At 37.1% G+C, this 14457-nt stretch carries 16 protein-coding genes and 1 pseudogene; 8 read left to right on the forward strand and 9 right to left on the reverse strand.

Annotated elements, in window-relative coordinates; translation table 11 throughout:
• Positions 1 to 237 precede the first annotated feature (237 nt).
• Entirely contained in the window at positions 238 to 429 is a 192-nt protein-coding gene (locus RV04_RS02240) for a hypothetical protein (RefSeq protein ID WP_071856847.1), read from the forward strand.
• A 321-nt stretch (positions 430 to 750) separates the two neighbouring features.
• On the opposite strand, the gene RV04_RS02245 is transcribed toward RV04_RS02240, so the two are convergent.
• From RV04_RS02245 to RV04_RS02260, 4 genes are all read right to left on the reverse strand, one after another.
• Entirely contained in the window at positions 751 to 1140 is a 390-nt protein-coding gene (locus tag RV04_RS02245) for a type II toxin-antitoxin system PemK/MazF family toxin (RefSeq protein ID WP_071856848.1), read from the reverse strand.
• Positions 1137 to 1652 (reverse strand): Panacea domain-containing protein, encoded by a 516-nt coding sequence (locus tag RV04_RS02250; RefSeq protein ID WP_071856849.1) that lies wholly within the window; start codon positions 1650 to 1652, stop codon positions 1137 to 1139. The genes RV04_RS02245 and RV04_RS02250 overlap by 4 nt, the downstream gene beginning before the upstream one ends.
• A 106-nt stretch (positions 1653 to 1758) precedes the next feature.
• Positions 1759 to 2013 carry a hypothetical protein gene (locus RV04_RS02255; protein ID WP_071856850.1) on the reverse strand — a complete coding sequence of 85 codons (255 nt, stop codon included), beginning with the start codon at positions 2011 to 2013 and terminating at the stop codon, positions 1759 to 1761.
• Between the two features lie 38 nt (positions 2014 to 2051).
• Positions 2052 to 2363, reverse strand: a complete 312-nt coding sequence (locus RV04_RS02260) for a DUF7694 domain-containing protein (RefSeq protein WP_071856851.1) — start codon at positions 2361 to 2363, stop codon at positions 2052 to 2054.
• 200 nt (positions 2364 to 2563) lie between these two features.
• On the opposite strand from RV04_RS02260, the pseudogene RV04_RS02265 reads away from it, so the two are divergent.
• From RV04_RS02265 to gltA, 7 genes and pseudogenes are all read left to right on the forward strand, one after another.
• Positions 2564 to 2677 (forward strand): annotated as a pseudogene (locus RV04_RS02265) (helix-hairpin-helix domain-containing protein); the annotation flags it as partial.
• A 28-nt stretch (positions 2678 to 2705) separates the two neighbouring features.
• Positions 2706 to 3197 (forward strand): ComE operon protein 2, encoded by a 492-nt coding sequence (locus RV04_RS02270; RefSeq protein ID WP_143139480.1) that lies wholly within the window; start codon positions 2706 to 2708, stop codon positions 3195 to 3197.
• A gap of 122 nt (positions 3198 to 3319) precedes the next feature.
• A complete protein-coding gene (locus tag RV04_RS02275) occupies positions 3320 to 5422 on the forward strand; it encodes a DNA internalization-related competence protein ComEC/Rec2 (RefSeq protein ID WP_245791031.1) in 2103 nt (700 codons plus the stop codon).
• A 91-nt stretch (positions 5423 to 5513) separates the two neighbouring features.
• Positions 5514 to 6551, forward strand: a complete 1038-nt coding sequence (gene holA, locus RV04_RS02280) for a DNA polymerase III subunit delta (RefSeq protein ID WP_071856853.1) — start codon at positions 5514 to 5516, stop codon at positions 6549 to 6551.
• A 213-nt stretch (positions 6552 to 6764) separates the two neighbouring features.
• The gene (locus tag RV04_RS02285; RefSeq protein ID WP_071856854.1) at positions 6765 to 7214 is read left to right on the forward strand and encodes a flavodoxin; all 450 of its coding nucleotides are present in this window, start codon (positions 6765 to 6767) and stop codon (positions 7212 to 7214) included.
• 18 nt (positions 7215 to 7232) lie between these two features.
• Positions 7233 to 8051 carry a sulfide/dihydroorotate dehydrogenase-like FAD/NAD-binding protein gene (locus RV04_RS02290; protein WP_071856855.1) on the forward strand — a complete coding sequence of 273 codons (819 nt, stop codon included), beginning with the start codon at positions 7233 to 7235 and terminating at the stop codon, positions 8049 to 8051.
• Positions 8052 to 8061: 10 nt separating this feature from the next.
• The gene (gene gltA, locus RV04_RS02295; RefSeq protein ID WP_071856856.1) at positions 8062 to 9477 is read left to right on the forward strand and encodes an NADPH-dependent glutamate synthase; all 1416 of its coding nucleotides are present in this window, start codon (positions 8062 to 8064) and stop codon (positions 9475 to 9477) included.
• A 45-nt stretch (positions 9478 to 9522) separates the two neighbouring features.
• Here the strand turns inward: gltA and rpsT are convergent, their stop codons facing one another.
• The 5 genes from rpsT to RV04_RS02320 form a co-directional block, all read right to left on the reverse strand.
• Positions 9523 to 9777: a 30S ribosomal protein S20 gene (rpsT, locus tag RV04_RS02300; RefSeq protein ID WP_071856857.1), complete on the reverse strand. Its 255-nt coding sequence runs from the start codon at positions 9775 to 9777 to the stop codon at positions 9523 to 9525.
• A 163-nt stretch (positions 9778 to 9940) separates the two neighbouring features.
• The gene (locus RV04_RS02305; protein WP_071856858.1) at positions 9941 to 11824 is read right to left on the reverse strand and encodes a heavy metal translocating P-type ATPase; all 1884 of its coding nucleotides are present in this window, start codon (positions 11822 to 11824) and stop codon (positions 9941 to 9943) included.
• A 222-nt stretch (positions 11825 to 12046) separates the two neighbouring features.
• Positions 12047 to 12880 (reverse strand): undecaprenyl-diphosphate phosphatase, encoded by an 834-nt coding sequence (locus RV04_RS02310; protein WP_071856859.1) that lies wholly within the window; start codon positions 12878 to 12880, stop codon positions 12047 to 12049.
• Between the two features lie 132 nt (positions 12881 to 13012).
• Complete coding sequence (locus tag RV04_RS02315; protein ID WP_071856860.1) at positions 13013 to 13717, reverse strand: histidine phosphatase family protein; 705 nt, start codon at positions 13715 to 13717, stop codon at positions 13013 to 13015.
• 23 nt (positions 13718 to 13740) lie between these two features.
• Positions 13741 to 14367 (reverse strand): MBL fold metallo-hydrolase, encoded by a 627-nt coding sequence (locus RV04_RS02320; protein WP_071856861.1) that lies wholly within the window; start codon positions 14365 to 14367, stop codon positions 13741 to 13743.
• Positions 14368 to 14457 lie beyond the last annotated feature (90 nt).

A 14457-nucleotide genomic window follows, 5' to 3' on the forward strand; every position in this document is an offset into this window, starting at 1 on the left:
AATCAGTCATTGTTATGACACGTGCAACCAATGATGCTAACGGAAATACTTCTGGTGGTCATCAAGACTTTTATGAAACACGCTGGTATCACGATATTAAGTAAATTAAATAAACAGCCCTCTAAATTTAATTAGAAGGCATTTATGGTAAAATAAAAAGAGCCCACCCGCAAAAGTGAAAGCTCTTCCTGTGTCTCAAGTATATAAATATTATACCACACTTTGGGGAGGGATTTCATGGATAAAACCAACGAAAGGATACTTTTCAATAATCTTGAGTTGCAAGAATTAAAGAAAATTATTTTATATTCATTAAATGAAGGCTACAGTGTTTACTATCCAGATATTGAACTTACTAAAATGGTAATAACTAAGTTGTTTTCTGATGATGAATTTAAAAAAATAAACCGAGAATTTATTGTAGAGTAAACAAATATTATAGAGGTTATGACGGCAAGTTGCTTATCAAACTAGATGAAAATAATCCTATATAAAAGAATACTAACAAACAGCCCTCTACTTTTTAGTAGGGGGCTTATTTTTGTGCTTTCTCAATCGTAACAAGAATAGAAATAAAGTCATCGTACGCCCACAGAACAAGTAAAGGATTTGAAGATTTAAATGTTTCTGTCTATTCATCTGTTTCAACAGCAACAGTGTGTGTATCTAAAAAGTAAACTTTGCCAGCTTCATTTTTAAAGTACATAAAAATACCTCCTCTTTATGAGAAGGTACGCAATTTTAAACTCATTAAAATAGGGAATTTGAAAATAGGTTAAACTTAGTTTGGATTTCGTGATATAGTTCAGGATAAATATCTTTTAACGTGGCGATTTTTTTAGTCCCCACATCTTTTGAATGTACAGTAGAGACTTTGCTAGTTCGGCAATAACTATCGCGAGATAAATTAAGGGTCGGAAACTCTTGCATAGAAATAAATATATCGAAATCTGGAATAATATTTGCCGGATTAGATATAGTAGAAACCGGTAATACAGTAAAGTCGCAAGGCCCAACTTCTTTTTCGCAACCGACAATCAGCACAGGTCGGCTTTTAAAAGCCAGCTTATTTGTTTTAACATCAAAGTATTTAAACCGGGATGTCCGAAGCTCGCCTATAAATTGGGAATTGCTGCTCATAGGGCTAATACCTCATCGTCAAAGTCTTCGAATTCGTCAATATACATGTCGTATTCATGGTCGTAAAGTCGAACTTTTTTTGCATCTTCTCTTATGTCGTCCACATTAATGTGGCTATAACCATGATCGCTATCAGACAAACCATTTCTGCTTTTTAGCCATGAATTTTCCTTATGTGTAAGATCAGCTAAAGCCCATGCTTCGAATTGTCCGTATTGAGCTATCACGTTATCAATTACGTATTGTTCTTTATCTGACAAACACTTTTCTTTAACTGGATCAAAGGGTGCATAGTCGTTTTCAAAGAAAAATCGCAATTGAGGAAGAACTGGTCCGTATTTCCATCCTTCAAAATCGTTGTCAAAAAGAGGCTCGTTTGTTAACGCTAAACTTTCTCGTTGAGCAAGGTACATCAATTTTTGAAGTTTTAACTCACTGTTATTGAATTGAGAATTTGATCTTATTTCATAACTATAGACCATGTATTGAGCTAATTTTTTCAAATCTGACATAATTAATATCACTCCTTTATGAGAAAAAGTATTCCGGGCTATTTGTCAAGTTAAGTATAGCTTACACTAATACTTGTATCAAGCGACAGATCATAATTTAATAATTTTATATCACCGTCTGTTCGAATTCCATCATAATTTTTGTCTTTCCAACCACTGCATATTTCTGCACCACAAACTGTTTTCTACTATTAAATTGTCCACCAACAACGATCTTCATTCCGTCGGCAACGTCAGCAAGAAAATTCAATGAGTGACCAGCAATCAAACACGACTGATTATCTAACTTAAAATACAGTAGGGGACGTTCAGAAAACTTCAATATTTTGACTTTGCTAACCAGACCTGTAATTGACTCCATGCGATCACTCCTCAATTTTGTGGATACAAAATAAAAGTTCAAGCAATTTCATTATGTTTACGATAAATATGATAGCAGTTACTAACTAAAAGTTTTTTTCCATCTTGTTTCATGTAAATATGGGCGCATTCGTAAGGCTTGAAAAATATATTTTTTAATTCAATCATCTGTTCTAAAGTAGGTTTAATAGACCTATCTGAGTGAGAGATTGAAACGTGATCTTCATCATTATCTGTTGCAAGGACCAAAAAATCTAAGTCATTATATTTCCAATAAAAGCGCGCACCACCTGGCCAAGGGCTCAAAAAAGTAATATTATCCGTATTAATAATGTCTTTAAACTCTCTCATATTATCCGCTCCTCAAATTATATTAATATAATTATACGAACAAATGTTCCGTTTTGTAAAGCGAACAAATCTTTAAATCGACAAAAAAAGGGGCAAAAAAGGGGCAAAAAACTGTCAAAGGGTGTCATTTGCTGTCAAAATTTATTCCCAATTAAAGACTTAAAAGCTTGATATGACAGTCTTTGTAAACCAATGGCATAGTTGTTCTATATCGCGAGGCAAATGGCAGTTTCCAAGCGATTGAAGATTTAATGAAAGTATCTGGTATCGGGGAAAAGACGCTTGAAAATTTGAAAGACTCGATTACAATATAGGAAAGATCTAAATGAGAGGATGAACACCTTGAAGACAGAAAGAATTCCATGGGACCAATACTTTATGGCGCAAGCTGTATTGTTATCATTAAGAAGTACGTGTACTCGCTTAGAAGTGGGTGCGACAATCGTTAGAGACAAGCGCATCATCGCGGGAGGATACAATGGGTCTGTTAGTGGCGATGTCCATTGTGTTGATGATGGCTGCTATGTAGTCGACGGACATTGTTTACGAACGATCCATGCCGAGATGAATGCTTTATTACAATGTGCAAAACTAGGCATTGCGACCGATCAAGCGGAAATATACGTAACGCATTTTCCTTGTTTGGCATGTACAAAAGCTTTATTACAAGCCGGCATTAAGAAAATCCATTATTTAAAAGACTATCATAATGATCCTTATGCGATTGAATTAATCAGCCAAGTAGGCGCCAGCGTTCATCAAGTTCATTTAGAAAGCAAATATTTCACGAAATTGCAATTAGGAGAAGATGCTGCCACATCGCCGGAAAAATAGACGAACTACGAAATTATTTGATTTTGCCGATTTTTTGCGCCGTTTTATTGGGCGCACTTGTCTATCAATTCAATTATTGGCTATTATTTTTACTAATCGTATTAGTGCTACGAATCTGCTGTATGAAAAGACCGAAACTTTTAATCATGGTCTTTTTATGCAGCTTTTTTATCGGAATTAGATCCTACTTGTATGTCACTACTTTTTCAACTGATCACCTAGCAATGGCAAATGAACGAATAAACATTCAGGTAGATACCATTAAAATAGATGGAAACCTATTGAAGTTTTATGGTCAGATCGATGGAAAAACGTATTTAATCTATTACACGTTGGCTACTGAAAAAGAAAAGTTGAGTTGGTCGAGTCAGAAGCCCCCTGATTACGCACTGATCAGTGGAAAGACCGAAAATTTTTCAGCGGCACGTAATTTAAATGGCTTCGATGAACAAAAATATTATCAAAGTATAGGGATTTCTCAAGCGCTACAAGCAGATTCGTTGAGCCCCACTCATTCAAAAAAAGGCAGTCTCAGCCGTATGCGGCACAGACTGATTGGTCGGATCACTCAACGATATTCCGATCATTTAGCAAGTTATATCAAAGCCTTAGTGATTGGCTACAAAGATTCGCAATTTAATGAGTATATGGATGGCTATAAAGCCAATGGCTTGCTCCATCTTTTTACACTTTCAGGATTGCATATCCAATTTTATTTAGGTGGGCTGCATGTACTCTTAAAACGGCTGAGGTTAATTAGAGAATCACGTTTAGCTATTCTTTGTGTAGTTAGTTTGATCGTGATTCCTTTGACCGGCGGAAGCTATAGTACGATTCGGGCTGTTTTTAGTTTCTTGATTACCTTTAGTTGTCTCACGTTTGATATTGTTTTATCTAAGCTTGATCAATGGAGCGTCATGCTATTTTTATTAGTAAGCTGTTTTCCACTAGCATTATGGTCGGTGAGTGCTCAGTTAAGCTTATTCTTTTCGATGATCCTTTTGTACCTGGCTGATTTAGAATTAAAACAATGGCAGCATGCAATTATGTTTACTTTTTTAGCGATCCCGATTTTAATATATAGCTTCAGTGAGTGGTCGATCCTAGGCGGTGTGATGACACTTTTACTATTCCCTTTGTTTGAATGGGTAATTTTGCCTAGTTGCTTACTACTATTCGTTGGGTGCTTCCTGCCAGGTATTCACGCTTTAGAACAGCTATTTGATGGAGTTCTACGATTTCTAGAAGGATTTTTAGTAAAATTATCTCTCCCGAATTTGATAATTGGGAAACCTAGTATGCTTGTATTTTTATGTCTATCAATCATCCTATTCATTTTGCTAGATCGGCTGAAATATCAGCAAACGTTTCACTTTTTGATCATGGTTGCAGTGATCTTGCTATTTTCTATTTCTTATTCTTATAGAGGAATGATTGCTTTTATTGATGTAGGTCAAGGAGATTGCTTGTTTATTCGTTTACCGTTTAATCAAGAAACTTTTTTGATCGATACGGGTGGACGTTTGAATTTTAAACAAGCACCATGGAAACGACGACAGTCAAAAGCCCTCTCAGATTACAATGTACTCCCGTTTTTACGATCTGTCGGTTGTCAAAAAATCGATCATTTGATTGTGACCCATAATGATGAAGATCATATGGGAGAATTAGAAAATATTCTAAGTAAGATACGTGTCGGAAATCTATACTTGGCTGCAGGTTCACAAATGGAATTAAGAAAGTTGTTGGAACCACTCAACGGTCCAACGATTCATTTAGTGAAACAAGGCGATCAGATTGGTCAGAAATTAAAATTAAAGATACTTTCTCCTCAAAAAAGTACTGGTGAGAACAATGATTCTCTCGTTACTTATTTTGAAGTCAATCAACAACGTTTTTTAATCACCGGAGATCTTGAAATTACAGGAGAAGAAAATTTGATCAATCATTATCCAAACTTAAAAGTAGATATCCTAAAAGTTGGTCACCATGGGAGCAATACCTCCACGGGAGAGCAGTTTTTAAAAACGATTGACCCAAAATATGCCGTTATCTCTGTTGGCCGGAATAATCGCTATGGACATCCGACAGCAGAGACATTAGATAAATTAACTAGTCAACAAATTCAGATCTTACGAACAGATCAGAATGGAATGATCTATTATCAGTGGTCTCCAATAACTAAGCGAGGAAAACTGAAATTCTTAATAGATTTTCCGAAATAATCGTGTTAGCATAAATAAGCAACTGATTATCAAACAGAGAAGATGCTGTGACTGAAAATAAGTCATATTGAAACGCACGAGGAGTAAATGCATGAATACACAAGAAGCCGTTCAACAAATTAGGCAATCCCCGTTAGCACCAGTTTACTTGGTTACGGGAACAGAAGATTATTTAGTCCAAGAAATCCGCCAAGCATTTATGGATCGAATGAAAATAGATGATTTAGAAGAATTGAATTTTATGTCTTTTGATATGGATGAGTCTAACTTGGGAGCCGTGATCGATGAGGCGGAAACATTGCCTTTTTTTGGAGATTATCGATTGATCTTTGCTGAAAACCCTAGTTTTTTAACTGGAGAAAAAAAGAATAATAGCCAAGAACAAGATATTGATAGCTTGCTAGCTTATTTGAAACAGCCAGTTGAGACTTCTGTGATGGTCTTTTGGGCGAATTATCCTAAATTGGATGCGCGAAAGAAAGCTACCAAAGCGTTGAAAAAAACGACAATCATTGATGCCGCACCACTTCAAGAGCGAGATTTACGTAACTTTTTACAGCGTTATATCAGTAATGAGAACGTGAAAATTTCACGAGAAGCCTTCGACTTGTTCTTAAGATTAACTGATTTTGATTTGTCAAAAGCAATGAACGAAATTGAAAAATTATTACTTTTAGCTGGTGAAGGGGGAACGATCACTCTGCAATTAGTCGAAGATTTAGTTCCTAAAACGTTAGAGCATAATATTTTTGAATTAACGGAACAAATTTTAAAAGGTGATACAGGTAAAGCTTATCAAACGTATGAAGAATTGCATCTGCAAGGAGAAGAAACCATCAAATTGACAGCAATCTTGATTGGGCAGATTCGTTTGCTACTACAAACAAAAATATTACAAAAAATCGGCTATCAGCAAGCAAATATTGCTGAAACATTAGGTGTCCATCCTTATCGAGTGAAATTAGCGATGCAACAAGTAGCGAAGTTTCCTTTAAATTTACTTGTTTCGATGTACGATGAATTAGTTGAAAATGATTATGAAGTTAAAACCGGACAAGCAGAAAAAGAATTAAATTTCCAATTGTTTATTTTAAAAACGACTGAGCAGATTAAGCAAAAAAGAGCATGAATTTAGCGATCGTTTATTTATAAGAAGAGACCAAGACAGGAGTTGAAAATACTTTTGTGTTGCTCTTTTTTTTTAGTAAAAAACCCTCGATTGTTCACTTATACACAAATTTGCGGTATGATAACATTATTCATTTAAGAAAGCGCTTAAAAATGCGATATATTAGTCAATTCGGCTTGTATATAGATAAATATTTTGGGAAGGATGAACAAAATGGCAGTAGCAAAAATTATTTATGCCACAAATACAGGCAACACTGAAGAAATCTCAGAAATTTTAGAAGAGGCGTTTGAAGCATTAACTGTTGAAGTAGAGCGTATTGAAGCAGACGATGCTACAGCAGCTAGTTATGAAGAGGCAGATATCTGTGTTCTGGCAACTTATACAGATGGTGACGGAGAGCGCCCTTTTGATTTAGAAGATTTTTACGAAGAATTGCTAGATGAAGATTTATCAGGAAAAATTTATGGTGTGGTAGGAACCGGCGATAGTGAACTGTATCCAGATTACTTTTGTCAAGCAGCAATTGATTTTGATGAAGCCTTCGCTCAAACAGGGGCAAAAAAAGCAGCAGAAGTCGTAAAAATTGAAAACGCAGCAGATGATGAAGATGAAGAAGCCCTGATTGAATTTGTTAAAACATTAGTCGCAGCTGTTGGTTAGAAAATGAGGTGACAGAATATGTTTAAAGTGATTAAACGCTCAGAATTAGCCCCTACCGAAGTAGAAATGATTATTGAAGCCCCTCGAATTGCTACAAAAGCTTTGGCAGGACAATTTGTGATTTTACGGATTGATGAATTCGGCGAACGAATCCCTTTGACGATTGTAGATACGAATTCAGAAAAGGGCTCGATCCGTTTGATTTTTCAAGTGATCGGGAAATCAACAGCCCAATTAGCAAGGATCAGAGCAGGAGAGAACATAAAAGATCTTGTTGGTCCTTTAGGAAAAGCAACCGAAATAGATAATTATGGGAATGTTTTATTAGTAGGCGGAGGAGTGGGCATCGCCGCATTATTTCCGATTATCAAGGCTATGAAAAAAGCAGGCAATCATGTGACGACTATTTTAGGCGCGAAAACGGCTGAGTTGGTTCTTTTAGCAAAAGAATGCCAAACTTATTCTGATGAACTAATTATCATGACAGATGATGGCTCATTAGGAACGGCTGGAATAGTCACTGATGCAATGGAAAAAATCTTTCAACAGCAAAATATAGTAAAGGCTTGGGCAATTGGTCCAAGTAAAATGATGAAATACTGTACATTGACTGCACAAAAATATCAAGTCCCCATATATGTATCGTTGAATCCAATCATGATCGATGGTACCGGAATGTGTGGAGGTTGTCGCGTTACGATCGCTGATACGATCAAGTTTGCTTGTGTAGATGGCCCAGAATTTTTAGGCAATGAAGTTAATTGGGATGAATTTAGTAAGCGAATGAAACAATATCAAAAAGAAGAAGTATCGGCGTTCAAAAGATATCAAAAGTAGGTGATGAGAAATGGCTAAACGCAGTTACACGAAAACTTTGATGAGAGAACAAGCAGCTGAAATTCGTTCTCATAATTTTGAAGAAGTCGCACTCGGGTATTCATTGGAAGAAGGCCAACAAGAGGCAGCGCGATGCTTGCAATGCAAACAAGCACCATGCATCACTAAGTGTCCTGTGATGATCGATATTCCTAGTTTTATAAAAGCTATTGAAGAGAATGAAATGGGACAAGCACAAAAAATTTTGAGCAGATATACGAATTTGCCGGCGATCTGCGGGCGTGTTTGTCCCCAAGAAAAACAATGCGAACTAGCTTGTCGATTAGGTCGTTCAAAAAAATTTGAACCGGTAGCCATCGGGAAATTGGAACGATTGGTCGCTGACTGGGCGCTAGAACAACCTTTTGAAGTTAATAGATCTAGCGCTGATAAAGGTCGAGTTGCGATAGTCGGATCAGGGCCATCAGGATTAACAACTGCCGGTGATTTGGCTAAGTTGGGTTATGACGTAACGATATACGAAGCATTACATGAGCCGGGCGGGGTACTGACGTATGGTATTCCCGAATTTCGTTTGCCGAAAAAGATTGTCAAAAAAGAAATCGACCGAATTGTGGGACAAGGTGTAAAGATTGAAACGAATGTTGTTGTTGGAAAAACAATCACGATGGAAGAAATCATGGATAACTATGATGCTTGCTATCTCTCTGTTGGCGCAGGAGCACCTAAATTTCAAGGCATTGAAGGGACGTCATTAAGTGGTGTGTATTCATCAAGTGAATATTTGACTCGTGTCAATTTAATGCATGGATATCAATTTCCGACGTATGATACACCGATAAAAAAAGTAAAGAATGTCGTGGTGATCGGTGGAGGAAATGTGGCGATGGATGCGGCGCGTTCAGCAAGACGTTTAGGTGCTGAAAATGTATCCATTATTTATCGGCGTTCGTTAGAAGAATTACCTGCCCGAGTAGAAGAGTATCACCATTCTGTTGAAGAGGGAATCGACTATCATTGGCTGTCTAACCCAATCGAATATCTAGGCGATGATCAAGGAAATTTAAAAGCGGTCAAATGCATTCGCATGGAGCTTGGAGATCCTGACGATTCAGGCCGCCGACGCCCAGTCAGCGTTCCAAATAGTGAATTTATCATTGAAGCAAACACAGCGATTGAAGCGATCGGACAAGGTGCGAATAAGGTATTATTAGATACTTTTCCCAAAGTAGCACTTAATCAATGGGGATACATCGATGCAGATGAAGAAACTTGTGCAACTTCGATTCCAGGTATTTTTGCTGGGGGAGATATTGTTACTGGAGCGGCAACAGTTATTTTAGCAATGGGTGCTGGTAAAATCGCTGCCAATCAAATCGATCACTATATCCAAATGAAAAAGCAGGAGAGTGAAGTTACTCGCTAAGCGAAATGAAAGATACAAAAAAACCGATCATACGATCGGTTTTTATTATTTAGCTAATTTTTTAGCAAGACGTGCTTTATCACGGTTTGCTTTATTTTTGTGAATCAAACCTTTTGATTCGACCATATCGATTGCTCGAGATGCTTCTTTGTAAAGATCGTTTAAGTTATCAGATCCAGCAGCAGCAGCTTCTTCGAATTTTTTAACAGTAGTACGCATTGCGCTCATTTGTGATGAGTTTTTTGCGTTAGCAGCTTCGCTAGTACGAACACGTTTGATTGCAGATTCAATGTTTGGCATGGGTTTCACCTCCGGATTTAGACTTATACGGTTATAGCCGTACAATTCAACATTACCCATTATACATAAAGCAGCATTTCAATGCAATAAAATCGTGACAAGTTTTTTTCCTTAACAGAAAATAAAATAGAAAATGCACTTTCACTAAAATTATTTACCTATCTTACTGTATATTTTGATGAAGTGGACAATCTTGACACTCTGTCTCATGAGACTGGATCGGATCTTTTAGCGGAATCAACATTCTTAAGCCATTTAAGATCACTAAAATCGTACTACCTTCGTGACCGACAACACCTAACGGAAGAGTTAAAAATTGTAAGAAGTTACTACTGATCAATAAAATGATGACTAACAAAGAAAATACAATATTTTGTCGAACGATGCGCTTCATTTTTTTAGCTAACCGATGACTGTAGACAAATTTTGTTAAATCATTTCTCATTAGTACCATATCTGACACTTCCATTGCAACATCTGTTCCTTCACCCATGGCGATACCGATATCCGCGGTGGCTAGAGCAGGAGCATCATTGATACCATCACCAACCATAGCGTTCACAGTGAATGTTTCTTGTTGGTGTTTCACTAAATCAGTTTTATCAGCAGGCAAGCAGCCACCATGATAGTCAGTCAGTCCTAGCTGTTGGGAAACAAAAGCAGCAGCACCAACATTATCTCCAGTTAACATTGTTGTCTGAATATTTTGTTCTGAAAAATATTCAATCACTTCTTTTGTATAAGGTTTTGGTAGGTCCATCAAAGCAAGCAGAGCAACGAGGTTGTCATTACAAGTTAAGCTAATGACGGTTTTGCCTTCTTCATGCCATTTTATGACTAATGAATGGTTCATCGAAGAGACTGGTTTACCTAGTTTCCAAATTTTAGTGTCATAGGTTGCTTCTAAACCAGCACCAGCAACTTCAGTAATTTCAACCGAGACACTTTCTTCGCGGTTGAAAAATTGAGTAATTGCTTTGGCAATCGGATGGTTTGACTGACGTTCCATTGAAAATAATAATTTTGGAACTAAAGGATCTTCAGTAAATGTCTGATAGTCAGTAACACGTGGTTTTCCTTGTGTTAATGTTCCGGTTTTATCAAACGATACTGCTTGTAAATCAGCTAATTTTTCTAATGTTTTACCGGATTTAAATAAAATCCCTTTTTTTGCTCCGTTGGAAATCGCCGCTAATGTAGCAGGTGTGGCAGAAGCCACCAAGGCACACGGGGAAGCTACGACTAGTAAAACCATACCGCGATAAAAACTTTCTGTAAATGCCCAGCCCAAAGCTAAGTGAGTGAACAGAATCATTAAAGGAACAGCAATTAAAACCACTTTGACATAAACATTTTCAATTCGCTCAATGAATGTCGCTGTGATGCTTTGCTCATTTTGTGCATTTTTAACTAAACGCAGAATTTGGGCAAACAATGTATCATCACTAGTCTTAGTTACTTCTAAGGTAAATGCTTGTCCAAGATTGATTGTTCCACCAAAGGCTTCATCGCCAATCTTTTTTTCGACCGGAATCGATTCACCAGAAATTGCTGCTTCGTCGATTGAAGAGGCAGAACGCATCAATCCATCGATCGGAATGGCGGCTCCCTTAGCAACAAATACGTTATCACCCACAACTAGTTCTTCGACAGGGACAATGACGTGTTGATTATCAATTAGCTTTACCGCTTCATTAGGTGCTGCATTGAGTAAAGCAGAGATCTCTTTGGTACTCTTATTCGTGGCGTATTCTTCAAGAGCACCACTCAAACAAAAAATGAAAGTCAACATCGCACCTTCAAACCAATTTCCAATCAAACAAGCACCAATGGCCGCTAAAGCCATCAATAAATCGACGTTTAAAGTCTTATCATGGATTAACTCACTAATTCCTTCATACGTTTGTTTCCAACCGCCGCTGATAATTGCAACAACAAAAAAGAGTGGATAGATTGGTTGACTAAAAACCATTGATATCTTACCAAGAATCAATAATCCGAGACACAATAGAGTTGAGAGAAAAGCCATGCGTTCTTCTTTGCTCATACCGATTCCTCCTTTCAATAGTTATCCTAGCACGAATAGGTATCCAATTGATAATAAAATATGCTAAATGAGAACGAAAGTGATTATCAGTTAGTAACGATAATGATTATCATTAGCATTTGATGGATTTAAGGGGGATATTTGGGATTTTGATTGGATCGTTGAGTATGGATGTAAATTATAATTGTTATAAATAAAAAAAGATCTGCATAAATGCAGATCTTACATAGCGATTAACCAATAGGCGATTAAAATGATCCCCAAAATGATTCGATACCAACCAAAGACAGTGAAGTCGTTGCGTTTGATATAGTCCAATAAGAACTTGATTGCGACGATCGATACGATAAAAGCAGTAACCATACCAACTAATAAAACGATCGTTTCTGACAATCCAAAAGTATTTCCATTCATTAAAAATTTAACAATTTTCAAACCACTGGCACCAAACATCACTGGAATACCTAAGAAGAAAGAAAATTCAGTAGCGACATAACGTGAACAGCCGATGATGATTGCTCCAAGAATGGTTGCTCCTGAACGAGAAGTACCAGGAATCAACGAAAGTAATTGGAAAGCCCCAACAAGCAAAGCAGCTTTATAAGTGAAATCATTTAATGTTGTAAATTTAGCGGGCTTATTTTTATGTTTTCGTTCAACGATAATAAAGGCAATCCCGTAAACAATCAGCATAATTGCTACCGGTAAAAACTTATGAAAATGTGCTTCCAAAAAATCATCAGCTGGAATCCCAATAACAGCTGCAGGGAGGCAAGCAATGATAACTTTAAACCAAAGTGACCATGTATCGCGTTTTTCTTGATTATTTTTACTGTAAGAAAAAGGGTTTAGTTTGTTGAAATATAAAACGACTACCGCTAAGATAGCACCCAATTGAATCACGACATTGAACATTTCAGTGAAGGCTGAACTCATGTTCATTTTGATAAATTCGTCTGCTAAGATCAAATGACCCGTAGATGAAATCGGTAACCATTCTGTGATTCCTTCAATGATTCCGAGAATGATTGCTTTAAAAATATTGGCAATAAGCATAGTATACGTCCTTTCAAATTAGTAACAACAATCAGTATACCGTTTTGCTAAAAAAAAAACCATCGGAAAATCGCTAAGCTTTATATAAGAAAAAACGACTAGTACTAGGCTAGTCGTTTGATAAAGTACTATTTATTCTTTCGTTTGATCTAAAATTGTTTTCCCACGTTCCATATAGCTGATATCGTTGATTGCACGAATGGAGAATTCACCATTTTCGTACTTGATGCGGTTGATACTTCCATTTAAAAGGTTGGCACGGACAGGTTGTTTTGAATCAATCAAACTTAATAGAAACGCAATCGTTAATCCGTGAGAAACAATCAAAACATTTCCGCCGCCATTTTTTTCGCGATTTTGAGCAATATCTTCAAAACCATTCCAAACGCGATCACGTAATTGTGCATAAGGTTCTGCCCAATTAGCTGTATCAGCTACTTCAATCGCATTTGCAATTTCTTCAAAAGTAACATCTGTAGCAAACAAATCATCTTCTGTTTGGAAGTTCAATACACGCGGCAATACGCCCCACATTTCTGCATCATAGCCACCTTCAAGGGAGCCAAAACACCATTCGCGAATACGTGGATCAACGTGGTAAAGAATATCTTTGCCTTCGGGATGTTCGCCTAGTAAAATTCGCATCGTTTCAATTGCACGACCGGAATCACTAGAATATGCTTCTTCAAACTTTGTATCTTGTAGACCAAGCCCAACGTATTGAATACCCGCACGCCCACTTTTAGTTAGCGGGGTATCGCACCAGCCTTGAACGCGAGCCAGTGTATTGAACATTGTTTTACCATGTCGCACAATATAAAGATTTGTTTCTGTCATATTTATAACCTCCAAAAAGTTGATTAGTTAAAGAACGGGTTTGTATCGATTTCTTGACCAATCGTGGTCGCTTCTCCGTGACCAGGATATACTGGCAATTCACGAGGAAGGGTGAAAAGATAGGTTTTGATGCTGTATAACAATTGTTGAAGATCGCCAGTATGTAGGTCCGTCCGACCAATACTGCCTTTAAATAAAGCATCACCTACGACAACAAAGTCATCGAAAATGAAGCTGACACTGCCAATAGAATGGCCTGGAGTTGGAACGACTTGGAAAGTCATATCGCCGATCGTATACTCTTTTAACTCGAATTCATATTCTGCCGGCTGTACGATCAAATCGGGAAGATCATCATGTCTACCAAGGCCAGATAAATTTAAAATTGGGTTACTTAACCAAGTTTGTTCAAGTGGACTCACATATACGGGAATCGAGTATTGGTGACGTAATTGTTCCACTGCACCGATATGGTCGTAGTGAGTGTGTGTCAAAAGAATCGCCCGAGGCGTTCTACCAATCCGTTTTATTTCTTGTATCAACCGTTCACCTTCAGATCCTGGATCAACAATCAATAAATGTTGTTCATTGTAAATCAAATAGCAGTTTTCTTGGACACTGCCAGTTACAAAACCTTCAATTTGAATCATTAGTTTCCTCCTAGTATAACTACTAATCATCTAAGTCCGTATAGACATTAACTATTTTATTGTAAATAGTAATGATTTCTCTTCTATTAT

The organism is Enterococcus hermanniensis, from assembly GCF_001885945.1.
GTDB classification, from domain to species: Bacteria; Bacillota; Bacilli; order Lactobacillales; family Enterococcaceae; genus Enterococcus_A; species Enterococcus_A hermanniensis.